The sequence below is a fragment of the Limisphaera sp. 4302-co genome, assembly GCF_049537155.1.
In the GTDB taxonomy this organism is placed as follows: Bacteria; Verrucomicrobiota; Verrucomicrobiia; order Limisphaerales; family Limisphaeraceae; genus Limisphaera.
On record NZ_JBMVQZ010000006.1, the window covers coordinates 91,727 to 115,827 of the forward strand.

15 protein-coding genes and 3 tRNA genes are annotated in these 24,101 nt (G+C 65.4%); 7 read left to right on the forward strand and 11 right to left on the reverse strand.

Annotated features, from left to right (window positions below; genetic code table 11):
- Positions 1 to 29: 29 nt before the first annotated feature.
- The 8 genes from ACPDIX_RS07980 to ACPDIX_RS08015 all read right to left on the reverse strand — a co-directional run bounded on the left by ACPDIX_RS07980 (position 30) and on the right by ACPDIX_RS08015 (position 7,611).
- A complete protein-coding gene (locus ACPDIX_RS07980; protein WP_423431258.1) occupies positions 30 to 2,300 on the reverse strand; it encodes a chemotaxis protein CheA in 2,271 nt (756 codons plus the stop codon).
- 212 nt (positions 2,301 to 2,512) lie between these two features.
- Positions 2,513 to 3,238, reverse strand: a complete 726-nt coding sequence (locus ACPDIX_RS07985) for a chemotaxis protein CheX (RefSeq protein ID WP_423431259.1) — start codon at positions 3,236 to 3,238, stop codon at positions 2,513 to 2,515.
- 10 nt (positions 3,239 to 3,248) lie between these two features.
- On the reverse strand, positions 3,249 to 3,650 hold the full coding sequence (locus tag ACPDIX_RS07990) for a response regulator (RefSeq protein ID WP_423431260.1): 402 nt from the start codon (positions 3,648 to 3,650) through the stop codon (positions 3,249 to 3,251).
- A gap of 25 nt (positions 3,651 to 3,675) precedes the next feature.
- Positions 3,676 to 4,158: a chemotaxis protein CheX gene (locus ACPDIX_RS07995; RefSeq protein ID WP_423431261.1), complete on the reverse strand. Its 483-nt coding sequence runs from the start codon at positions 4,156 to 4,158 to the stop codon at positions 3,676 to 3,678.
- Positions 4,155 to 5,288, reverse strand: coding sequence for a protein-glutamate methylesterase/protein-glutamine glutaminase (locus ACPDIX_RS08000; RefSeq protein ID WP_423431262.1), 1,134 nt, complete (start codon positions 5,286 to 5,288; stop codon positions 4,155 to 4,157). The genes ACPDIX_RS07995 and ACPDIX_RS08000 overlap by 4 nt, the downstream gene beginning before the upstream one ends.
- On the reverse strand, positions 5,285 to 6,136 hold the full coding sequence (locus ACPDIX_RS08005; RefSeq protein ID WP_423431263.1) for an HDOD domain-containing protein: 852 nt from the start codon (positions 6,134 to 6,136) through the stop codon (positions 5,285 to 5,287). Before ACPDIX_RS08005 ends, ACPDIX_RS08000 begins: the two co-directional genes overlap by 4 nt.
- Entirely contained in the window at positions 6,133 to 6,651 is a 519-nt protein-coding gene (locus tag ACPDIX_RS08010; RefSeq protein WP_423431264.1) for a chemotaxis protein CheD, read from the reverse strand. Before ACPDIX_RS08010 ends, ACPDIX_RS08005 begins: the two co-directional genes overlap by 4 nt.
- Before the next feature lie 87 nt (positions 6,652 to 6,738).
- Positions 6,739 to 7,611, reverse strand: coding sequence for a CheR family methyltransferase (locus ACPDIX_RS08015; protein WP_423431265.1), 873 nt, complete (start codon positions 7,609 to 7,611; stop codon positions 6,739 to 6,741).
- 210 nt (positions 7,612 to 7,821) lie between these two features.
- Between ACPDIX_RS08015 and ACPDIX_RS08020 the strand changes: the two genes are divergently transcribed.
- Positions 7,822 to 7,898: transfer RNA gene (locus ACPDIX_RS08020), tRNA-Arg, on the forward strand.
- Between the two features lie 7 nt (positions 7,899 to 7,905).
- On the opposite strand, the gene ACPDIX_RS08025 is transcribed toward ACPDIX_RS08020, so the two are convergent.
- Positions 7,906 to 9,189, reverse strand: a complete 1,284-nt coding sequence (locus ACPDIX_RS08025) for a substrate-binding domain-containing protein (RefSeq protein WP_423431266.1) — start codon at positions 9,187 to 9,189, stop codon at positions 7,906 to 7,908.
- Between the two features lie 291 nt (positions 9,190 to 9,480).
- On the opposite strand from ACPDIX_RS08025, the gene pyk reads away from it, so the two are divergent.
- Complete coding sequence (gene pyk, locus ACPDIX_RS08030) at positions 9,481 to 10,926, forward strand: pyruvate kinase (protein WP_423431267.1); 1,446 nt, start codon at positions 9,481 to 9,483, stop codon at positions 10,924 to 10,926.
- Between the two features lie 38 nt (positions 10,927 to 10,964).
- On the opposite strand, the gene ACPDIX_RS08035 is transcribed toward pyk, so the two are convergent.
- Complete coding sequence (locus ACPDIX_RS08035) at positions 10,965 to 12,326, reverse strand: dipeptidase (protein WP_423431268.1); 1,362 nt, start codon at positions 12,324 to 12,326, stop codon at positions 10,965 to 10,967.
- A 901-nt stretch (positions 12,327 to 13,227) separates the two neighbouring features.
- On the opposite strand from ACPDIX_RS08035, the gene ACPDIX_RS08040 reads away from it, so the two are divergent.
- From ACPDIX_RS08040 to ACPDIX_RS08055, 4 genes are all read left to right on the forward strand, one after another.
- Positions 13,228 to 13,542, forward strand: a complete 315-nt coding sequence (locus ACPDIX_RS08040; RefSeq protein ID WP_423431269.1) for a hypothetical protein — start codon at positions 13,228 to 13,230, stop codon at positions 13,540 to 13,542.
- Positions 13,543 to 14,001: 459 nt separating this feature from the next.
- Positions 14,002 to 14,091 (forward strand) — tRNA-Ser (locus ACPDIX_RS08045).
- Positions 14,092 to 14,349: 258 nt separating this feature from the next.
- Positions 14,350 to 15,642: a glycosyltransferase family 4 protein gene (locus tag ACPDIX_RS08050; RefSeq protein ID WP_423431270.1), complete on the forward strand. Its 1,293-nt coding sequence runs from the start codon at positions 14,350 to 14,352 to the stop codon at positions 15,640 to 15,642.
- Between the two features lie 913 nt (positions 15,643 to 16,555).
- Positions 16,556 to 17,986, forward strand: a complete 1,431-nt coding sequence (locus tag ACPDIX_RS08055) for a hypothetical protein (protein ID WP_423431271.1) — start codon at positions 16,556 to 16,558, stop codon at positions 17,984 to 17,986.
- A 175-nt stretch (positions 17,987 to 18,161) separates the two neighbouring features.
- On the opposite strand, the gene ACPDIX_RS08060 is transcribed toward ACPDIX_RS08055, so the two are convergent.
- Positions 18,162 to 18,237: transfer RNA gene (locus ACPDIX_RS08060), tRNA-Lys, on the reverse strand.
- Positions 18,238 to 20,394: 2,157 nt separating this feature from the next.
- Between ACPDIX_RS08060 and ACPDIX_RS08065 the strand changes: the two genes are divergently transcribed.
- On the forward strand, positions 20,395 to 23,802 hold the full coding sequence (locus ACPDIX_RS08065) for a PA14 domain-containing protein (protein ID WP_423431272.1): 3,408 nt from the start codon (positions 20,395 to 20,397) through the stop codon (positions 23,800 to 23,802).
- Positions 23,803 to 24,101: the final 299 nt, after the last annotated feature.

Here is a 24,101-nt window from a genome sequence, read left to right on the forward strand (position 1 = left end):
TTGGTAACGGACTTGATGGTTGAACGATTTCAGTTCCAGGCGCGTGCTGCGGCGGCCGCGTGCGGCCGGACCAGCGCGTCCACGTTGAGAATGAGTCCCACACGGCCATCGCCGAGGACGGCGCCGCCGGCGAGCATGGGATTTTCGCGGAGGGCGGCGCCCAGGCTTTTGATGACCACTTCCTGCTTGCCCAGCAGTTGGTCCACCAGCAGGCAACTGGTGTGTGGCCCGGACTCGACCACAACCACGATGCCCCGCGTGGGGTCGGTGCATCCGGAGGGTTCACCGAACAGGGCGTGGAGCCGGACCAGGGGCGTGAGACGGCCGCGGACGTTGATCATTTCGCCGCGTTGCTGGATGGTGGCGATCATGTCGGGCCGCGGTCGCAAGGACTCGCGCACGGTCAGGGTGGGGATGATGTAGCGTTTTTCACCCACGCTGACGATGAGGCCGTCTATGATGGCCAGGGTCAGGGGGAGGTAGATGGTGAATGTGGTGCCCTGTCCGGGCCGGGTTTGGATTTCGATTTTGCCCCGCAGTTTTTCGATGTTTTTTCGCACGACGTCCATGCCCACGCCGCGCCCGGAGATCTCGGTGACCTGCTCGGCCGTGGAGAACCCGGGCGCAAAGATCAGTTCGTACGCCTCCTTGTCGGTCAGGGTTTCATCGGGCTTGAGCAGGCCTTTGGCCCGTGCCTTTTCGATGAGCTTTTCCTTGTTCAGCCCGCGGCCGTCGTCCTCGATCTGGATGACGATGTTGCCACCCTGATGGAAGGCCCGGAGATGGATCGTGCCGTGGGCAGGCTTGCCTGCGGCAGTGCGGACGTCCGGAGGTTCGATGCCGTGGTCCACGGCGTTGCGGATCATGTGAACCAGGGGATCGTACAGGGCTTCGACGATGTTGCGGTCCAGTTCGGTGTCCTCGCCGCTGAGGAGGAGCTGGACCTGTTTGTTTTGTTTGGTGGCCAGGTCACGGACCAGGCGATGCATTTTTTGGAAGGTGGCCCGGATGGGGACCATGCGGAGGGACATGGCGGTGCGCTGCAGTTCGCTGGTGATACGTCGCAGTTGGGCCAGATTGCGTGCCAGGGTGCGCGAGGCCATGGTCTGGAGCTGGGGATCCTGGACCACCATGGATTCTGCGATGACCAGTTCGCCCACCAGGTCGATGAGGGTGTCGAGTTTGACGGTGTCGACCTTGACATAGCCGGTGGCCGAGGCGGTGAGGCCGCCTGTGGGTGGCCGAGCCCCGGCCGGGGTGGGAGCGGGCTGGCGGGCCTGTTCCCGAGCGGTCAGAGCGGGTGGCGATCCGGCCGGGGACGGAACGGGTGCTGGTTCGGGTGCCGGAGCTGCCGCACCGGTCGGACCGGACGGTGCAGAGGCGTCTGTGACCGATTCAGGCCTGCCGGCAGAGGCCGGGGAGGTCGGGACGGTGGCCGCACTGTTTTGCAGAAAGGCGCGAACCCTGCTGATGATGTGGCGGATGGGCACCACGATGGGAGATGCGTGGGCCAGGTCGTCCAGGCGGGCGGTGATCTCCTGCACGTAGGTTTTGAGTGCGTCGCCCCCTTCCAAGATGAGTTCGATGGCGGTGCGGTCGAGGATCCGTTCGCCGCGGCGGGCGGCGTCCAGGAGCGATTCCAGCTCATGGGCCAGTTCCTTGACGGGCTGGAGGTCCAGGAACCCGGCGCCGCCTTTGAAGGTGTGGAAGGCACGGAAGATCGCGTTGAGGGTGTCTCGGTCTTCGGGGTTTTCCTCGAGGACGAGCACGCCCTGTTCGATGTTCTGAAGATGCTCGGCCGACTCGGCGAGGAACTCGCGCAGCAGACCGGCGTCTGCATCGGCCGGCAGTTGCAGGACCGGCTCTTCCACGTCTGCGCCCTCCCAGGCGGCGCCGTTTGCTGAAGGAGTGGGTGCGGTTTGGGTGGGGACTGGTGTCTGGGGCTCCGGCTCGGGCGGGATGGGCCGGGCCTCGGCAGCCTCCGGATTCAGGATCGCATCGAGGCGTTTGGCCCATTGTTGGAACCAGGCCACGCTCTCGGGAGTGAACAGGCCGCCCTGTTCGAAGACCTTGTCGATCTGCCGGGACGCTTCATCGAGGGCGGCGCGCAGGGAGTCGGGTGTGCCGCTTTCGCCGAGTGCCTCGCGAGCTTCCATGAGGAGGCTGTTGAGGGGCAGGAGCCCCTCGTCGGAACCGGGCCGGAGGAAGGCGGCTTCGAAGGCCAGTTTGTGACCCAGTTCGATCCACCTGGGTGGCTGGTCCTGGGGATGGTTCGTGGGTGTGGGAGATGGGGTTTCCATGGCAGACTCAGACGGATCGGCATGCGAACCGCGGGCCCCGGACGGGACCTGCTGCTGGCCGGCCGGATCCGGTGGGGCCCGGCCGGCAAAACCTGCCCGGGGATGGGTGTCCGCCTGGCAGGGTTTGCCGGGGAGGCCGGTTCCGGTTCGGTTGCTTCATACGGGGTCCGTTCATGCACGGGGTGGGTTTGCGGGAGCGTGTGCTCCAACATTCAATCCGCCCATGGGTTGACGACCATGGTGACGAAGACCTCCACGCCCTGACCCCGAAAGGCCATGCGTTCGAGGCCGCCGACAGGCCCGGACAGGGGGGTCACCTCGGAGGCGATGGTGACCTTGGGCGGCTGGATGCGGCAGTCGAGACCGGCGTCGCAGAGGTTGGACTTGAAGTTGCCGGTGACGATGTTGAGCAACTCGCCGATGGTGTCGGAGACGGCATGCGGGTCCTGGAGTTCCTGCGGATCCACACCGAGGACGGCTCCGGCCACGCGCCGTGCCACGGGCAGTGCCATGCGGAGTTCGACCCTTCCTTCGGCCTTGCCGGAAAATCCGATGCTCCCGCAGACGTGCTCGCCCTTGAGGGGCGCCACAGAGCGCGGATGCACGCTTTGGAGCTGGATTCCGGCCATGGTTTTGAAGGTCTTGATGATGGCGGTGGTCAGCGGCACTCCCATGGCCAGCAACAGGACGCAACCGACCCCGGTCCGCATCAGGGCCTCTTCCACGGTTTCGATGGCGAACTCCTCGTCACTGGTCGCCCGCGGGTTGGCCACCCGCAACAGACGGACGGTGAGTTCAGGATCCGCGGTGACCACCCGCGCAATGGCTTCCAGCTCGGCGTCCTGTTTGGCCAGCAGCTGGGTGAGGCGGGTGACGCTGTCCGGGATGGGTTCCAGCCCGTATTTTGCGGCCAGTTCCTTGTAATCGAGCGTAGTCATGCTTCAGGGATCAGGATGCGGGTGCCGGTGTACCGGCCCTGGGTTGCAGGGAAACAATCCGTGTAACCTTGCCGATGAGCTGGTCTTCTTTGAACGGTTTGACCAGGTAGTCGCGCGCGCCCAGGCGGGCGATATGAATGACGTTGTCACGGCCCGACTCCGCCGTCAGCATCACCACGGGAATGTGTTTGAGCTCTGGATTCTCCTTGAGTTTGGTGAGCATGGTTACGCCGTCCATCACGGGCATGGTCACGTCGAGGATGATGAGATCCGGTTTTTCGCGTGCCGCCACCGCTAGGCCCTCCTCGCCGTTGCCGGCCTCTAAAACGGTCGCGTCGTAGGGTCGGAACGCCTTGGCCACGAGCATTCGGATGGTTTTGCTGTCGTCCACGCTGAGGATCTTCAAAGGCATAAGCGTCGTTCTGGGATGCTGGTTGTCAGTTGAGCTTGAGATGGACTTCCACCAGGACGGGTTGATCCGCGGCGCGCAACGGCAGACAGGTCCGTTGCACGTCCGGCATGACCTCGATTTCGTAGGCGTTTCCCCGGATGATGGTGGGGGTACTGACGGCGCAGGGCAGGCCGCGGTCGCACAGTGTGGATTTGAGCCCGCCGGCCAGCATGTTGGTGAGTTCGCCGGTTACGTCGTTGACCGCGGTTTCCTCCAATGGGTCGCCCGGTTCCATGCCGAGCATTTGCCGCGTGATTTGCTCGGCCAGGGCCAGCGGCAGGTGGAGATACACGGCGCCGGTGACCTGTTCGCCTCCGATGCCGACCACGCCGGTGATGCGTTCACTCTGAAAGAGACCGTTGGTGCCCGGGGCGGTTGCGACGTCCAACGAGGCCATGGTGGCAAACACGTCCTTGGCCTGTTGTTGCAGGAAGGCCGTCATGTCGAACTGTTCCAGGATCGGGCTCATAAAGCTCTTGGGTTTCCGGCAGTTTCCGGTGCCGTCGGGGTGGCAGATGTGGCTCCACTGCAGGGCCGCGGAGGTCGGGCCACCGCTTGGAGGATTGCCTCCGGGATTTGCGACAGAGACAGCACGTGATCCACCATGCCGAGCTTGATCGCAGCACGGGGCATGCCAAAAACCACGCAGGTTTCTTCGTTCTGTGCGATAGTGATGCCGCCGGCGCGTTTGATGGCCTGCATTCCTTCCGCGCCGTCGGAGCCCATGCCGGTCAGCAGGACGGCCGTGGCGTGGCGCCCCACGGCTGCTGCGGCAGAACGAAATAGGTGGTCCACCGCAGGCCGCGTGTGATGCAACGGCGGAGCTTGGTCGAGTCGGACGCGCAATTGTCCGGCCGACTGGGTGAGGTACATGTGATAATCGCCGGGGGCCACGAGTGCGGTGCCGGGCCGGACCAGGTCATTTTGTGCCGCTTCCCGCACCGGGAAGGCGCTACACTGGGCAAGACGTTCCGCGAACGCCCGGGAAAAGACGGGTGGAATGTGTTGCACGATGAGGATGGGAGGCAGGCCGGCTGGCAGGCGGCTGAGCACTTCGCGGATGGCTTCGGTGCCGCCGGTGGAAGCGCCGATGAGGATCACCTGCCACGGGTGGATGTGCGCACCCGACGGGGGGGCGAGCCTGGGAGGCCCCGCCGGAGCGGCGCGCAAGGCCGTGCGAGGCAGCCGGAATCGCGCCTGGGCGGCGGCCTTGACCCGTTGGATGAGCTGGGGACCGAGGTTGCCGATGGACCAGGCCGAGGTGGGCTTGCCCAGCACATCCACGGCACCGGCTTCCAGTGCGGCCAGCGCAGCCTGCGATCCGGTCTGGGTCAGGGAACTGACCACGATCACGGGCAGGGGATGATGCTGCTGGAGGATGCGGAGGAAGGTGAGCCCGTCCATGCGCGGCATTTCCAGGTCAAGGGTCAGGACGTCGGGCTTGAGTTGGAGGATCTTTTCGCGGGCGACGTAGGGGTCGGACGCGGCGCCGACGACCTCGATCTCCGGGTCCCGGGCGAGGGCGTCGGCGAGGGCCTTCCGGACCACGGCGGAGTCGTCCACAATGAGGACACGGATGGGCTTGGCAGAGGGGGTCATGGTACCTCCAGGGATGCTTCCACTTTGGCGATATGCCCGGCCAGTTCGGCCACGAGACCTTCCAGCTCTCTGGTTTGCAGTTGCCAGTGCTCGGCTGCGCCGGTGTCCACACATTGCGCCAGGGCGTGCATGCCGGCGTCGGCGCCGACGACGTGGGCGAGGCAGTCGGCCAGATGAATCAGTTCACACAGCGGCGGGTGGCAGGTGCGACACGGCTGATGGTGGGCGGCCACCGCATGGATGAGGGGTCGGGGCAGTTCCCAGCGTTCCAGCAGGGCGGCGCCCACTTCGGCGTGATCGGTTTGGAGGGCCTGACGCTCGGCCTCGATCCACGGCCGGCCTTCCACTTCGAGTGCATGGCGGATGGCGGCACAGGCGGGTCCGTCCATGACCTGGGCCAGGACGAGCTTGCCGATGTCATGGAGCAGGGCGGCCGTGAAGGCGAGGTCGGGCGGCGGCGCCTCATTCGGGCATTTTTCGGCGAGCAACTCGGCGGCGCGGGCGGTCACGACGGAGTGTCGCCACAGGGTGCGAGGTTCGATGGCATAGGGAGGCAGGGCGGCGCTGAGCGCGTCGCCCAGTGCCGCCTGCACGGCCAGTTCGTGGAGTGTTCGGTACCCGAGCAGGAAAAGGGCCTGGTCCACGGAGACCACTTCTTGCGGCAGGCCAAGGGCGGCCGAATTGCACAGGCGGAGGAGCCGGGCGGTCAAGGAGGGATCGTGCTTGAGGCAGCGAAGCACGTCGGTGGCGTCGGCGTCTCCACGACCCAGCAGCCGCATGAGTTGGAGCGCCGCCGGGGAGACGGCGGGCAAGGCCGGGACAGCTTGCAAGACTTTCTGGGCGGTCATAGGCGTCGGGTGGGTTGGCCCGGGCTTTGGATGGTGACCTCGCCCGTGGCGATATTGAGGCGCAGGGTGCGGGAGAGGACGCCGCCGACCTCCCAGGCCGCGACCGCGAGGGAGTGCGCGGCCAGGACCCGCTGGAGGGCCTGGACGTTGCGCTCACCGATGCGGAACACGCCCTTTTCATCCAGCATTTGGGCACCTCCGGCCACTTTGATGCGGGCGTGTCCCGCCACACCGCCGACGCGTGCGAACATTTGGAGGAGACGGACGAAACCGGTATCGACGAAGAGGCACGGGTTCTGGCGCGCGCGAGCCGGGTCGATGGACGAGTCCGGCAACATCACGTGGAGCAGGGCACCGACGCGGGTGACCGGGTCGTAGAGCGTGACGCCGAGGCAGGAGCCGAGGGAGTGGGTGACCAGGTCGGCTCCGGTGTCGTTGGAGGCGGCCGCGTCGGCGACCTTGACCACCACCGTCTTGCGCGGGGGCGCAATGACCCATTGTGTCGAGATGGCCATCAGTCGGAGGACGTTGCAAAGTTTGTGGTTTCATGGGTGACGAGACCGGGCAGGCCCGGCCACCCCGGGCTTCCTCGAATGGGTCGTTCAACCGGGTTCATGTCGGTACACACTGGGTTTCAGCGGTCGCAGGTGCGGGTGCATGCCCAGGAGGCTCTCCGAGTGGCCCACGAAGAGGTAACCGCCGGGGCGGAGTTGTCCGAGCAGGTTCCGGAGCACGGTTTCCTGCACCTTGCGGTCGAAGTAGATCATGACGTTGCGGCAAAAGATCAGGTCCATGGGTGCCGGGAAGGGATAGGGGGTCTCCAGCAGGTTCCAGCGTTGGAAGCGGACGTGGTTTTGGATTTCGGGTTTGACGCGCCAGTAACCTTTCCACGGGCCGATGCCCCGTTGGAAGTAGCGAGAGCGCCATGTGGGCTCGGGCAGGTGCAGATCCTCCTCGGCGTACACGGCGGCGCGGGCCTTCTGGAGGACGCGGTTGCTGATGTCCGTGGCTTCCACGCGCCACCGGAAGCCGGGATGACGCCGCTCGTGTTCGGCCAGGATGAGTGCGATGGAGTAGGGTTCTTCACCCGAGGAACAGGCGGCGCTCCAGCTGACGAACTCCCGTACCGGCCGGTGTGGGCCGGCCCATTCCTTCCCGAGGATCTCACGGGCGAGGAACTCGAAATGCGCGGGTTCGCGAAAGAAGTGCGTGACGTTGGTGGTCAGCAGGTCCAACATGACCCCGCGTTCCTCCTCGGCTTCGGGGCGCCGCAGCAGGGCGCAGTACTCGGGCAGGCCGGTCAGGCCCAGCTGGCGGACACGTTTCAGCAACCGGTGGACCACCAGGGACCGTTTTTCTGGGCCGAGGGTGATGCCCGCCGCATGAAAGACCCAGCGGCGGATGAACTCGAAATCTTCCGCGCTCAACGAGTCACCCGCTGCTGTTGCCACGCTGGTGGATCGCACGCTCTTCATGAACGTTGTCTCGAACAGGCTCGCGTTTTCTTATCGGCAATCTGGTCCCCTTCTTGAGTGGGATTTTGGCAACGGTTGGTGACGAGGGTGCTGCGCTCAGGGGGCGGACAGCCGGCTGGCAGGGGTGGTCGGGGTCCGGCACACGGGGGAAGGGCCGGCTCACCAAAACCGTTGCCCGCGGAGGCCGGATTGCGTATGGTGAGGGCGGGTGCGCGAGTAGCTCAATTGGATAGAGCGTCGGCCTCCGGAGCCGAAGGTTGTGGGTTCGACCCCCGCCTCGCGCACCATGCTGTTTCAGGTTGCCACGGTGGTCTGAGCAGAGGTGGCGGGCAGGGGGTGCAGCGGGCGGTTCTCCGCTTCCCTTCGGATCTGGGCGGGTGTTTTACCCGTCCGCTTTTTCAAGACGGCGCCGAGGTATTCCTGATGATGGAACCCTGCCTCTTCGGCCACTTGCGCGATCGGCAGGTCGGTCTCCCGCAGCAGCTGGCAGGCGCGTTGGATGCGCACCTCGAGGATGGCCTGATGGACGGTGCGGCCCAGGACCGCCCGGAAACGCCGCTGCAAGACGCTGCGGGACAGGCCGGCGGCGCGGGCTACTTCGTCCACACCCAGGCCCTGACAGGCGCGCTCCCGGATGATCTGCAAGGCACGCGCCAACCGGGGGTCGGAGACGGCCAGGACGTCCGTGGACCTGCGGGTGACGACGGCAAGTGGCGGCACCAGCACGGGTTGGGGCGGGGGCGGTTCGCCGGCCATCAAACGATCCAACAAGGCCGCTGCTTCATAGCCCACCCGTTGGTGCGCGGGCCAGACACTGGAAAGAGGGGGGTAAGCGATTTCACAAAGGGCGTCGTCGTTGTCCACACCCACCACGGCAATCTCCTCCGGTACGGCCACGCCCGCCTGGCGGCAGGCCTCGAGGAACCCCAGACCCAGCTGGTCACTGCAGACCATCACGCCTGCCGGTTTGGGAAGGGCACGCAACCACCGGAGAAGCTCCTGTTCCCGTTCCGCCCAGCGGGCGCCGTCCCCCTCCAACCTGGGCCGTTCGTAGACGGAGACGGTGCCGCCCCGGCCGGTCACATACTGGCAGAAGGCGTCTCGCCTGCGCAGCGACCAGTTTTCGCTGCTCAGCCCGTAGAAACCGAAATGGCGAAAGCCACGCTCCAGAAGATGCTCGGCGGCCAGGCGGGCGATGGCGCGGTCGTCCACGTGAACCAGCGGCAGGCCGGCGCCCGGCACCAGGCCCAACACGTCCACTGCCGGCACACCGATCGCGCGCACGGCCTCTGCCAGGGCGGCTGATTGGATCCGCGCGATGATGCCGTCGCCCCTCCATTCGGCCAGCCAACGGGGCGGTCGCGTGTCGAGTCCACGCGGTTCATGAAAGAGCACCCATTGGCCACGTTCTCTCACGTAGCGTGCGATGCCGCGCAAGATGTCGCGGCCGGAGGCGAGGGAGGTTTCCACCAGCAGAAGCACGCGGCGGCCGGGAGAAGGTCCGAGCGTGACCGTGGCCGTCCCGTCCTGCTTGGACGGCCGGCGTTCCGGCTTGGCAGATGAGGTTCTCGGTTTCATTGCAGGCGCGGGCGTTCTCTTCATGAGCATGCCTGTTCCCGATGCGGCCGGTTTCCGGCGGCGGTCCCTGCGCGGTACCCGGACCGGGCCACCGACGCCCTCCCAAGTTGCTTGGTAGCAGCAGGTCGCGTCCAGTTTTTTGACCGGCCTCTTCGGCCGGCCGCCCGGGGCGCTTCCCCTCCCGGCCGCCGGGTTCGGTCCCTGCCGGCCGGGTTGCAAGGATCTGCCGGTAGACGGGTTCCAATCGAATGGGCATTGTCCGGGAAACTCGATGTTGTCATGGTGCAGGCCATGGCGTTGCCGGTGCACAAGACCAAGATTGTGGCCACGATCGGCCCGGCTTCGGCGCGATCGGACGTATTGGAGGCGATGTTGCGGGCGGGCATGGCGGTGGCGCGCCTGAACTTTTCGCACGGAGACCTGGAGGAGAAGGCCGGGAAAGTGGCGATGCTTCGCGCGGCGGCCCGGGCTGCCGGCCGGCGGTTGGCCCTTCTGGCCGATCTGCCCGGCCCGAAACTGCGGATCGGTCAACTGGCGCGGGAACCGATCGAGCTGCAAAGCGGCCAGCCGTTTGTGCTGAGCACGGATGGTCGGGTGGGGGACGAGCATGGGGCCAGCGTGGACTACCCGGCGCTGCCGCGGCTGGTGCGCCCCGGCCAGTGGTTGTTCCTCAACGACGGCCTGGTGCAGATCGAAGTGGTGGAGGTGGCGGGCGACCGGATCATGGGGCGCGTGCGGGTCGGCGGGGAACTCCGGTCGCGAAAGGGGTTGAACGTGCCGGGGCTGGATTTGGGCGGGTCGGCCTTCACAGAGCAGGACCGCGCATGTTTGGAAGCGGCGGCGGGCCTGGGGATCGAGATCGTCAGCCAGTCGTTCGTGCAGCGGGCGGCCGACGTGCGCGCGGTCCGTGCGGCGGCCCGTGCGCTGGATTACGAACCCATGGTGATTGCAAAGATCGAACGGGCCCTGGCGCTGGAACACTTGGACGAGATCCTCGATGAGGCCGACGGCGTGATGGTGGCGCGGGGCGATCTGGGCGTGGAGGTGCCGATCGAACAAATCGCGCTGGTCCAAAAGCGGATCATCCGCGAGGCCAACCGCAGAGGCAAGCCGGTCATTACCGCCACCCAAATGTTGGAATCCATGGTGCACAGCCGCCTGCCCACTCGTGCGGAGGCCACGGACGTGGCCAACGCGATCCTGGACGGCACGGACGCCGTGATGTTGTCGGCCGAATCAGCCGTGGGCCGTCATCCTGTGGAGGCGGTGGCGATGCTCGCGCGGATTGCCGCCGCGGTGGAACCGGTTGCCCCCCGGCCGGCCGGGTCGCCTGCCGACTGTCCGGCGGGGCCCGACGGTGTGCCGGACTTCCGCCAGGTGGTGGCCCGGGCCGTGGCAGAGACCTTCGACTGCACCGGCGCCGTGGCGGTGTTGGTGCCGACCCTGAGCGGGGTCACGGCACGCAGCGTGGCACGCTACCGGTTGCCCGGATGGGTGGTGGCCGTCAGCCCCAACGAGTCCACCTGCCAGCGGCTTTTGCTCAGCCGCGGTGTCTGGCCGGAACACGAACCGGTGCGACCGGCGGATTGGCGCGTGTACGCCCGCAACTGGCTGGACCGTCACGGTCTGCAAGGGCGGACCCTGTTGCTCACCGAGGGCCCTTCACGCGCGCATCCGCATGCCCGTCACAGGATGGAAATTCTGGACCTGGGCTCGAACGGAGCGGCTGGAACGTGAAACGCCGCTGACGGATCCGCCGCCCTGGCGGGGAGAGATCAGCGTGCCAGTTCCTGCCAGAGCCAGGCGCTCATCCGCTGGCCGCGGGCGAAGACCTCCAGGTCGAACTTCTCATTTGGCGAATGAGCATTGTCGTCCGGCAGTGCCAGTCCGAGCAACAAGGTCTCCGCACGCAGGATTTCCTTGAACCGGATCACGATGGGGATGGAACCGCCCTCGCGCATCAGGACCGGTTTCCGGCCGAACGCGCGTTCCAGGGCACTCCGCGCGGCCCGCGCCCACGGATGGGCCGGGTCCAGCCGGTAGGGCGCGCAGCCATGGCCGGGTATGAACTCCATGCGCACCGAGCGCGGGCAGTGTTTGCGGAAAAAGGCACGGACCCGCCGGAGAATGGTCGCTGGTCGCTGTCTGGGTACCAGGCGCATCGTGACCTTCGCACGGGCCCAGGCCGGGATGATGGTCTTGCTGCCCTCGCCCTGGTAGCCGCTGGTCAGGCCGTTGATCTCAAAGGTGGGGCGGGCCATGCGCTGTTCATTGGGGGTGTACCCGGCTTCGCCGAACAGGGCGGGCACACCCAGCAGCTTCCGATAGGCTCGCTCCGAAAAAGGCAGGCGGCGCAGTTGTTGCCTTTCCCCGGCGGTCAGGGGCTCCACCTCGTTGTAAAATCCGGGGATGGTTACCCGACCCCTTGAATCGTGAACCCGGCCCAGCAATTGACACAGCACGACCGCCGGGTTGTGGACCGAGCCGCCGAAGATGCCGGAGTGCAGGTCGCGGTCGGGCCCGTGGATCACCAGTTCGAATGCGGCGATGCCGCGAAGCGCGTAGGTCAGTGCGGGCAGGTCGCGAGCGGGCAGGCCGGTGTCCGAGACGACCACCGCCTCACAGGCCAGTTCCTTCCGATGCCGGTGCAGAAAGGATTCAAGCGACACGCTGCCCACCTCTTCTTCACCCTCGATGAGAAAGGTCAGGTCGCACGGCAGCTCCGTGCCGGTCCGTAGGTAGGCCTCCACGGCCTTCAGATGGGCCCAGTGCTGGCCCTTGTTGTCGCTGGCGCCCCGGCCGTAGAGCGCGCCGGCCCGGATCTGTGGCTGGAACGGCGGTGTGCTCCACAGCTCGAGTGGTTCGGGCGGTTGCACGTCGTAGTGGCCGTACACGAGGAAATGGCGGCGGCCGCGTCGCCGCGGCGTGCGCGCCACCACGATCGGGTGCCCCGGCGTGTCGTGGACGCGCACCTGCAGACCGAGGTCGCGACAGTGTGCAGCCAGCCAATCGGCGCAGCGCTGCATGTCGGCGCGGTGATCGCTCTGGGCGGACACGCTGGGATGGCTCACATACTCGCGGAGTTCTTCCACGAACTGTTGCTGACGGCTCTCCAGGTAGTTCAGTACAACCTGCATGGCGGGGAGTATCCGCAATGCGCCGCGAGGGCCAAGCCGGAACCTCAGGCGCGAACGACACGGCCGCTCAAGTCCAACCGACGCCTCGCCGCGGGTTTTCCGCCGCACTCGCGAGCCTTGCAGGCGAAAACGGTTCCGGACGTGGACCACAGGCCCGTTGCTCGCGCGCGCCTCCTGCTTTCTTGGACTCGTGCATCAGGAACCTGCCCCGGCACGAAAAGGGGGTACGGGCCACCAAGGTTGTGAAGGATCCACGGTGCCGGGAGCAGGTGACCGCTCCGGGGCGGGATGCGAATCCGCCCGATGCACGAAGCCCCCCGCGGCTTCGAAAAAACACCATTACGAAGGGCAGGGCCGCCCTGATGCGCAGTGGCGGGCCCTGTCTCTCGCAGACCGAGGACTTCCTGATGCACTGGCCGGAGACGGGAGACGCTGCCAGGAGCTGCGCATGGTCGGAGGTAGGGACCCACACCGCCGATCCCCGGCACCATCCGTGGAACAACCACGGGCCCCGGTGGGTCATTTCATGGTGCATCTGCCGGACCACACCAAGTACCCAAGCAACATACGCATCTGACAAGATCGGTCAGCTTCCGCCCATCTCCACCGATCTGGCCCTGACTCTGGTCGTATTGACCCGGCGGGTGGGGGATTCGTACGGGAGCGACCGACCTGCGGTCCGGGATGGCGCACACCTCTTGTAGCTGGAGTTATCTGTGAATGATCCGCAGCTGATCCGGTTCATGTCAGCCTCGTACCGGGCAGTCCCTCTGGCCTCGCACCGCCGGCAGAGGGAATGCTCGTCCGAAACTCGGGCTGATGCGGCAGACGATGGCGCTCCTGCCTCGGGGGAGCCGGGAGTTGCGATGGTTTCTGCGACCCAGAACAGTTCGTTGGAGCCGTGTGTTTTGCGGCCGCTGCCATCCGGGGGCCCGAACCTCTTTGCCCGGAGCTGCATCCCGGTTTCATTCGAGGGTTCTGTCGAACGCCCGAGCGACTGCTGGTTCTGGAGCTTCACCTTTTCTACCATGCGATGTGGGGCCCACTTGGGCCGGGGCCCCTGGACCGTGAAGAAACCGGACCTCCCCCGCATGGACGTGGGGGCGTGGACGCCCTCATCACTGCAGATTTTGGTTACAAGCTGTGGGAGGAACGTCTCATCAGCTTTTATCGGGACTTTCATTTCCAGGGCCGCTTTCCGGACTGTTGGCTGTAGCCCCCGCCCGGTTGGTCCGTCCGGCGGATCGAGCATCCGCTCTACTTGGGCCCGGTGGGACGGAAGGCTCTGGAGCTGCTCCACGGTTCACACGCGCCGGCTTGCACGTACCGAGGCTTGAAGAAGGCGGTGATGGAGGCCCGTAGAGGAAAGTCGCCCATCCGGTCCTGAGGTCTCAGCCTCCAATTGGCCTGTCGGGCAGTTCGTCGCGCTTGGCGGCGTCGGGACGCCTCATCCGGGGTGGACAGGTTGGGCGGTGGGAGACAGTGGTGGCGCTGGTGGGTTTCACGGCTTGCGAAGGTCAACCCGCCGGCTGGGTCATGTTACACCGGGCGAAGTCGCAGGCCCTTTTCACATCAGGCGCGGGCCGAAGCGATCCTGGCCCTGCAGCGCCGGCCTCAGGGCCCGGATTTGGGCTTGCACACGAGCCCTTTCGTGGGGATTTTTCTTCGACCCAGCGGAAGGGTGGCTGAGTGGTTTAAGGCACCTGACTCGAAATCAGGCGTAGCCGCAAGGCTACCGTGGGTTCGAATCCCACCCCTTCCGCCAGTTTTCGTTGCCGGACAGGCCCGCCGCACCGGGGTCTGGCGGTGGTCGGACGGACCCGGCCTTCACGGAAGTTTTGGGGACTGCGACGTGGAACGTCCGCCGTGGCCGGGCGCCCCGGGGACAAGCGGTGAAGGCTGGACGACTGGCGGGTGCGGAACGGGCCGGGACCCATGCACGGCCGGATCGAAGGCGGATGCCCTCCTGAGCGTGTTTCTTCCGAACCTTGGCGGTAGCGGGTGGGTCAACTATGATGGCGGCGTGAAGCTGCTTGTCTTCGCACACACGCCGCCCCCGCACCATGGCCAGAGCTACATGGTGGAGTTGATGCTGCGGGGATTCGGTGGCGACTGCCGCCGCCGGCGCCGGTCCGAAGGACCCCACCCGTTGGGAATCGAGTGTTACCATGTCAATGCACGGGTGTCCAAAGACCTCCAGGACATCGGCGAGTTCCGGCCGGGCAAGCTCCTCCTGTTGCTTTTTTATTGCCTGCAGGCGCTGTGGATTCGGTTCCGCTACGGGGTGGAAAACCTCTACTACGTGCCGGCGCCGGGAAAGTACTCGGCGCTGTATCGGGACTGGTTGGTCCTGGGATTGTGCCGGCCGTTTTTCAAGAGAGTGATCCTGCACTGGCACGCCGCCGGGTTGGGAAGATGGCTGGAGACCGTGGGGCGCATGCCGGCCCGGGTCTTGACGTGGCGCGCCTTTCGCAACGCAGACCTGTTCGTGGTGCTGTCGCGCTTCAATCGCGGTGACGTGCAGAAGTTCTGGCCCCGACGGGTTGCGGTGGTGCCCAACGGGATTCCCGATCCCTGCCCGGCGTTCGAACAGGAGGTCCTGCCGCGCCGGCGGGCGCGTCTGGCCGTGCGCCGCGCGCTGGTCGAAGGGGCCCGGCCTGCGGCCGCCGACCAGGCCGCGGCCGGGGCGGACCCCGACGAGGTGAAAATCCTCTTTCTGGGACACTGTCTGAGGGAAAAGGGACTCTTCGATGCGATCGAAGGGGTGGTGGGCCTGCAGCGCCGACTGAAACGGGAGGGCAGTCCCCTTCGGGTCCGGCTCCTCGTGGCCGGCAGCTTTCCCCGTGTGGACGAAGAGGCCGAGTTCCGCGCACTTCAAGCCGATGCCGAGGTCGGGCCGTTGCTGACCTATCTCGGGTTCGTGAGCGGGGAACGCAAGGAACGTGCCCTGCGCGAGGCGGATCTCATGTGCTTTCCCACGTTTTATCCGGCGGAAAGCTTCGGCCTCGTGATCGTGGAGGCGTTGGCCTTCGGACTGCCGGTCGTGACCACCCGCTACCGGAGCATCGCCGAGGTGTTGCCGCCCGACTATCCCGGTGTGGTGCCGAGTCGCAACCCGGCCGCAGTGACCGAGGCGCTGGCGCGTCAAATGTGGGCCGGCGATTTTACCGCGCTCCGGCGGCATTTCCTGGAGCAGTTCACCATGGAAAAACACTTGGAACGGTTGGCGGCTGCGTTTCATCGGCTGGAAAACGGCGATCCGGCCGATCTCACCGAGTTCGCCGTGAACTGGGCCGCGGGGACCCGGCCAGACTGAAGACCGGCGGACGTTCGGCCTCCGTTCGAGTCCCCTCTGGCAGTGACGACCGCCGGGGCGTGACCTTGAAGACGGACATGCACAACGCCACGCCCGCTGCAGACCCACACCCGGTGGGCGCCCACCCCGGGGTGCTTTCGGCCGCCGCCTGACACGGGAGATGTCCGTCGTCGGCGCTGCCATCCCGCGCGACCGCGTGGTGAACTCGACGGTTTTCGGGCCGGTTTGCGGTGCCGAATGGACCTGGTGCGTGAGCCGATCCCGGGCCGTTCCCAGACCGGGCGCAAGTTCGCGCCGGCGAGCCGCCAAATGGCCGTCCGCGGGGTGACCTCATGCGAATGGCCACCCTGCTCGAAAAGTAGGGAATCCGTGGACCTTGGTCTGGGGGCAATCAGGCGTTCCCTGGCGCTGCAGCACGGCTGTAGATCCGCGACTTACTTGTGGCCTGAGCCCGGCGTCGTTGGCCTGCTCCGACACTTCTCGGGTGGCCACTCCAGACGCAATGCCAATCGTGCGAAAACCTCGTGGAACGGTCACGGGGCTTCGCCTGGTTGCGTCTCCCGGCCCGAAGGTGCGAAACGACCGTTCGTGCGCGGACCTCGCAAAGCTGTGCCGGCGCGTCTTTTGCGTCCGTGTTCACACGAAAGGCGGTTTCGAGATCCCGGTTTTGTTTCAGAAGGTTCGGGGAAGTGGCCGAAGCGGTCATGTGGCGGCAGCAGCTCCACTGGTTCGGCGCAGAAGGTTTCTCGAAAGGACCGGAACCGCCACTGAGTTGGTGGAGGGCCGGACGGGGGCTAACAGGTCGTTACCGGGGCGGTGCCCGTCGGCGCGCCATGAGACATCGGCCCCGGCATTGTCCGGGCCCGGGCGGTGGGGCAGCTTGGAGGCTGTGATGCATCTGAGATGGTCTGGCATGCCGTACCCCGGGTGGGATCCACGCACCGGGGCCCGCTCCAAACGTGACGTCAGGACGTGGCGAGTCCTGCTCCTGGTCGGTCTGGCAGCCCTGGCCGGATCGGGTCGGGCAGCCACGAAACCTTTTGGCGTGCAGGTGGTGGAGGAGGGGACCGGCTGGCCGGTGCCGCTGGTGGAACTGCGGACCACGCATCAATTGCGCTGGATCAGCGACAACGGCGGTTGGGTCGCATTGGACGCACCGGAGTTGATGGGCCGGGAAGTTTGGTTGGAAATCCGCACCCCGGGTTACGGAGTTCGACCGGATGGTTTCGGTATGCGCGGTGTGCGGGTCCGGCCGGTGCCCGGGGGCCGGACCACCGTGCGGGTTCGCCGCGAGATCCTGGCGCGCCGGCTCGGCCGCCTCACCGGTGCCGGCCTGTTCGCCGAAAGCCGCAAGCTCGGCATCGGACCGGACGAACCAGAGACGGGTGTGTGGGGATGTGACAGTGTGCAGATCGCCGCCCATGGCGGTCGGCTCTACTGGTTCTGGGGCGACACCACCCTGTCACGGTATCCGCTGGGGATTTTCCACGCCACCGGAGCGACGACCCCATCGGAACCGCTCATGAAGCCGGAGCCGCCGTTGATCGTCCGCTATCGGATGTTCACCAATGCGGAAGGTCAACCGCGTCCGGTGGCGGAGATGCCGGGCGAGGGGCCCACCTGGCTCTCGGGGTTGGTCAGCCTTCCAGACCGGAGCGGCCGGGCACGGCTGGTCTCGGCCTATGCGAAAATCAAACCGCCCTTGGAGGTTTACCAGTGGGGCTTGTGCGTCTGGAACGACGAGGCCCAGCGGTTCGAGCCTCTCAAGGTCGTCTGGACCCGGAAGGGCCCTGGTGAACATCCGCCCCGCGTGCCGGAGGGCCATGCCGTGCAGTGGACGGACGGCGCGGGGCGGCACTGGGTCTTGTTCGGCAATCCCTTTCCGTTCCTGCGCTGTCCGGCCACGTTTGAGACCTGGCAGGACCCCACCACCTGGGAACCGCTGTCTCCGCCCGAATCCTTGGAGTCGGTTCAAGGAGAGCGGGTTCGACCGCACAGTGGCTCGATCGCCTGGCATCCGTGGCGAAGGCGCTGGGTGGCGGTTTTCATGGAAAAGTTCGGGAAACCGTCGCCATTTGGCGAGGTGTGGTACGCAGAGGCACGTTCCCCCCTCGGCCCGTGGGGGAAGGCCGTCAAGGTCCTGACGCACGAGAACTACACCTTCTACAACCCGCGCATCCACGCGGAAACACTCCGCGAGGATTCGCCCGTGCTGCTGTTCGAGGGAACATACAGCCGAGAGTTTGCGAACCGGCCCGAACCGACACCCCGCTACGACTACAACCAGCTGCTTTACCGGCTGGACTTGGACGATCCCGACCTGCAGCCGGCCCGGGTTCCCTGACCGGTCGCAGCTGCGGCCGGTTGCGCCCGGCGAGCCGGACGATCCGGGCTGGGGAGAACCCTTGGGGGAGGCGGCCTGTTTGAGAGGTCCGTACCTCCGGGGATTCGTCAGGACGCGTCACCCAGGGCGGTTCCTCCGGCAGAGACGAGCCTCCTCAGAATGGTGAAGAAAAAGGTGGTGGGTTGGCAGGGACTCGAACCCTGGACCAACGGCTTAAAAGGCCGCTGCTCTACCGACTGAGCTACCAACCCACGGAACATCCGCAGCAACAGCGGAGGCCGAGCTCCTGTATTACCCACACCAATATGAACATGCCCCGAGGCTTGGCAAGCCGGCATGCAGTTCCTGTGGCGATTCGTTGTGCCCCTGATGACCCTGTTCCCTGCGGTGTGGTCCTTGCCGTGGACCATCCAGAGGGCCCGGGGTGGTCCCCGAGGCCCTTGGGGGCGTCAAGCTGCGCGGTTGGGCACTGAACACAGAACGAATGTCCCGTGGACGGGAAGATGCCCATCCCATGTGCTCCGGGAGGCTGGCAGATGGACCATCCGCATCAATCGAACCGTAGCCCGGCCGGAATCATCTGGCCGAAACGCTGCCGCACTGCAGCCAAGGGATGTATTTGAATCAAGGGACTTCGAAACACCGCGGCATACGCCACACCGCCCCGATGCGCGCTGTCGGCCCCGGTCAGCCGCCGCGGGCAAGGGCCCTCGCTTCACCAAGTTCCCATCCAAAAACCAAGAGCCGGGGGAGGTCCCCCGGCTCCGGGGTGATGAGGTTTCCACGCCGTCACCCGCGGCGCTCAGAAGGGTGGTGCGGCCAACTCGGAGGGTCGCTGTTCGCACCGCACCACGGTAAAACCTCTATACCAACCCTTAGCGAACAGCGAAGCCCTTGCGCAGCTCCAAAAGTTTAGACGGTATGGAAGACCTTTTGTTCAATGCTGGAGCCTGCTGGTTGAACGCTTACTCCCCTAGCAACACAACAGGTTGAGGCCGAGGATGTTGGCCTGTGAACGAAGGCTCCCTGACCGCATACAGGTGCCGGGCGGTTTGTCCACGCGCCTGCATCGGAGGGCCCTGGCCCATAAGCCGCCAGCATCCACCTCCGACCGGCCGACCCAAAGCGGGGATGGCATAGGTTTTCCAGAGAACAGATCTGGTTCCGGCCCGTGCGACCGACCGGGTCCAGCAGCTCGTAGGTCTCGGATGCCCGCCCGGCCGGGTCCCAAAGAAAGATGCGTGTTCCCCCGGGTGCCTGAGGGGACCGGGGAAATCCGGTGACTCTTGGGTGCCTGCGCGATTGAACAAGGCCGACCCCAACTACCGAGGAGCATCGCCAGATCGCGCAGGCATGAGTCGTCCCCCGGATCAGACGCCCTTGCTGCACTTACTGCGCGGAGGGCTGCCACGGTTGACCCTCCTCTGCAGGACCTCGGCAAACCCGGAGCGGAGCGGTCGTGGGGCACTCTTTTGAACACAGTTGCAGGAGGTGGAGTCGAGGCCCCACCCAGGGCGCTTCCGGATACTCACCAAATGCAGAGCGCCTTCGGTGGGACAGGCCGAGCGCGAAGCGATGGAACCGATGGCCCTTACGCGGGGTGGGTTGGGCGCGTGGCAAGCCATTGGCGTACCCAATACTCATCCGAGGGGCGGCCGTCGGGGTGTGTAGAGCATGACCTACCCGGACGAATCCCGTAGGTCCAAGGGGTCTGCAACACGGTGGGTTCGAACAGACCCCTGATGCGGGGTGACTCTGACCGCCCAGTCCGAGTATTCGGCTCGTACGGTTCCGCAAAGCCGCCGTTACCATGCCAGGGACGAGGCGCGGCCGCCCCGGGCTCGCTCCTGGTTCCTCAAGGGTCCTCGGGCACACGGTCGCGACAGGGCCGGGCCTCCACGAGACAACAGGTCCGTGGGAATCTCGTTTGTGCATGCCGCGGCACGCCGGTTGTGGGGTCCGCTGAATCGGAATCAGCGCGTGGAGAAAGCCTCGTTTTTCGGCGGTTATCCCGTTGCCACGGTGCACGCTTCCCTGTTCTTCGTTTCTTCAAACGGCAACCGTTTTTGAGGCGATTGCCGGTAGCTCTGGTCCCCTCGAGGACGGCTGCATGCCAGGTTGTCCGCGCGGAAAAGGTTGGCCGTGAGCCCTTGAGGGGATAGTGTCGTGCGCAAAGTGGCGATCGGCCTGCGCGAAATTCCCGCGAAAAATTGTTGACAGAGTGGTCACATGCGCTCACATTTGGGACGTGAACAGAAGTCCCGGGTCAGGTGAAAGCGTGCCGTGCGTGCGAGCCGCACGTGCTTCATAGCGCCTCTCTCCGGCTTCTGTTCCGAGCCTGAACCCATCAGGAGAACCGAACCCTGACGGTACAAATGAAAACCAACCACTCAGCGAACCACTGCATTATGAAACCCATGCGCAGTCTCCTGGCACTCTCTTCCCTGGCCATCGCGAGCCAGGTTGCCGCCCAGACGTGGACGGGCCGAGACGTCGGCACACCTGCTTTGCCCGGCTCTCACACCGGTTCGCCCCCCGGCACCATGACCATCATCGGTGGGGGCAACGACATCTGGAATCAGAGCGATAATTTCTATTTCTTCTACACCACGGTCGAGGGGCATTCGTGGGATGCGAAAGTACGCGTTCACGATCTTCAAGGTCCGGACTGGTGGACCAAATGCGAACTAATGGTGCGTGTGCCCGACGCCAGTGGTCTGCCGCAGGGGCCGGATCCCTTCATTGCGGCCATGACCACTCGGAGCGCAGGGCAGAACCAGGTAGCGCCTCAGTGGCGTGCCACCCGAGGAGGGAATGCCGATTGGAATACGTTCAACCGATCGGTGGCGCCCAGTTACCCCAACACCTGGTTGCGGCTGACCCGCCAGGGCAGCGTGATCACCATGTGGTACGGGACGGACGGGGTGAACTGGACGAAATACGCGGACATTGACACCGCCAGCACGCAGTTTGGGTTCGGCCAGGCCTTCCCGGCCAAGGTGCTTGTGGGAGTGGCGGTCACGGCCCACAATGACGCCGACCCCAACGGTGGCGTGGCCACCGTTTCAGACCTCAGCGTGACCGTCTCTCCGCAGGCTCCTAATCTGCAAGTTCTCACCGACCTGCAGAACCGCACGGTTTATTCCCACACGGCGGTGACGTTGAGTTTTGTAGTGACCAACGCAGCCGTCGCCAATGGTTCTCTGGGCGTGGGTGACTACCAGTGGTACAAGAACGGCCAGCCCATTCCCAACGCAAACGGGCCGACGTACACTTTCGTAGTGGCGCCTGAGGATAACAATGCGCAGTTCATGTGCCGGGTCACAGTCGGAAGCACCTCGGTGAACAGCGCCACGGCCACGTTGACGGTGCAGGCGCCTGTGGAAATTGCCGATCACCTCAAGTGGGAGTATTACCCGGGGGTGAGCCTGGCCGGGATTCGAACGGGTAACCACGGTCCGGCTGCTCAGGTGCGGGCGCTTCAGGCGTTCGATTCCCCGCAGAACTTCGCCGACAACTACGCCAGTCGCGTCAGCGGCATGTTCGTCCCTCCCGTTACGGGCAACTACGTCTTCTGGATTGCTGCCGACGATGATGCTGACCTGTACCTGGGGACCAATGCCAGTCCGGCCAGCAAACGCCTGATCGCCCAACAGGAAGGTTGGTCCGGCCGCAACAACTGGATGACCCACGGGGGTGGTGGTGGACCGCTTGCTTCTACACAGAGGCGATCGGATCTGTGGACGCCGGACAATGGAGCCACTCAACCCTACGCCCTCGGCATCCCGTTGGTGGCCGGGCAGAAGTACTGGATCGAAGCGATCCACCGCGAGGGCGGTGGTGGGGATAACCTGGGGGTTTACTTCCTCACGACCGACAGTGCCGAGTACCTGAGTGGCGGGCCTGTGGATGGCACGCCTTCGAACCTGACCAACGGGTTGATCCGGTTGCTGACCTGGCAGCCGACCACGTTGACGATTGTGGAGCAGCCGCAGTCGGTCACTCAGTGGGAGGGTCTGGATGTGACCTTCCGGGTGCGGGTGCAGACCGATTCGGAGCTGAGCCCGGTGTACCAGTGGCAGCGGAACGGCGTGGACCTGCCGGGGCGGAACTCCGATACACTGAGCTTCGTGGCCTCCATGGCCGACAACGGAGCCAACTATCGTTGTGTCGTCACCATTCCGGGTTCGACGCTCAGTGTAACCAGCGACGCGGCTACGTTGACGGTGCAGCAGTCGGTCTTTGTCACGGGCATTGTTCGCCGGGAGGTCTGGGGACCCGACCGGCCCGGGGTCACCCGGGTCATGGTCGAGCAGGGCACTGCCGGTCCGCCGGACATTCGGGACTTCATCACAGCAATGGACGTGACGGACTGGGCGGACAACTACGTGCAACGGTTGAGCACGTGGTTTGTGCCGCCGGTGACGGGTCGGTATGTGTTCTATCTGTCGTCGGACGATGACAGTGACCTGTTCCTGAGCACGGACGAAAACGAGGCGAACAAACGATTGATCGCCCAACAGAGTTCGTGGAACGGCACGCGGGCCTGGCAATCGGGCAACAATGTGTCGCAACGCAATTCGGACACGTTTGTTGCTCCGGATGGAAGCATGCCGGGTCAGGGTGGGATTCCGTTGGCAGCCGGCCAACGTTATTACATCGAAGTGGTGCAGCGCGAAGGCGGTGGTGGCGACAACGTGGCGGTCTACTACACGCTATACGGCGAACCGGCACCCGCGGACGGCACGCCGTCCAACCTGCGGGGCAATGTGGTGACGCTGAAGCTGCCGGCCCCGACCTCGCTGAGCATCACGCAGCAGCCGCAGAGCGTGACGGTGCGGGCGTGGCATCCGGCGGTGTTCACGATCGGGATTCAAACCGATGCGCTGTATCCGGCCACCTACCAGTGGCGGCGCAACGGTCAGCCGATTGCCAACGCGACTACGACGGTTTACTCGTTCGTGGCTTCGACCAATGACAACGGTGCGCAGATTGACTGTGTGGTGACGTTGTCGCAGTACGGCTCGGTGACCAGTCAGGTGGCGACGGTGACGGTGGCCACCGACACCGTGTTCGTGCCTGGGAAGGTCAAGGAAGAGTTCTTCCCGGGTGCCTCGTTTGATGCGGTGTTGTACGGGAACGTAGGGTATCCCTCGCAGGTCAACGAGTGGACCATCTTTGAGTCGGGGACGAACATTGCCGACAACTACACCCGTCGGGTGAGCGGGCTCTTCGTTCCGCCGCAGACGGGCCAGTACGTGTTCTTCATCAGTTCTGATGACGAGAGTCGGTTGTTCATCAGCACCAACAGCGATCAGCCCAACATGAAGGTCTGGGTGGCGCATCAGCCGGCGTGGAACAATGCGCGGATGTGGATCGCTGGAAGCAATCCGACGCAGCGGCGGTCGGACCAGTTCTCGCCCGACGGTGGTACCACCTTCCCGTACGCCATGGGCATCCATCTGGAAGCCGGCAAGCGCTACTACATCGAGGCCCTCCATCGGGAGGGTGGCGGGGGTGACAACCTGGCCGTGACGTACAAGCTGGTCAGCGAGAACGATCCGATGGACGGAGATGCGCCGCGGTTGACCGGGGAGGTGATCGGGTACATGGCTGCGCCTGCGCCGGTGGAGCCGCCGGTGTTGACGGTGGCGCGGCAGGGTAACAGTGTGGTGATCTCGTGGAGTCCTGCTGGTGGGCGGTTGGAGAGCAGTCCGGTAGTGGGTCCGGGAGCGATCTGGACGACCGAGACGACGGACAATCCGGCGGTGATCCCGATCACGGGCACGGCGAAGTACTTCCGCGTGGTGCGGTGAGGCCGGCGCGTGGGAGGGGCTGATCGGGCCCGTTTGAGGATCGAGAAAGGCTGCGGGGCCGGGTGCGCCACCCAGGTGCACCCGGCCCCGGTTGTTCGGGATTTGCCCTTTTCCAAACGGCCCCAAACAAAAGGCGGAGGATTCTGCCCGTGAGCCGTGCCGTCCGGATGGAGGGGTGCATTCCTTTGTGCATGCAAGGAGGTGCAGCTTTGCCATGGCCCACTTGCGGATGGCAAGGATGATGGCCCGCACGATCGAGGGTGCCCTTCCCGGGGGGCCGGGCTCCCACGCTCCGAAGC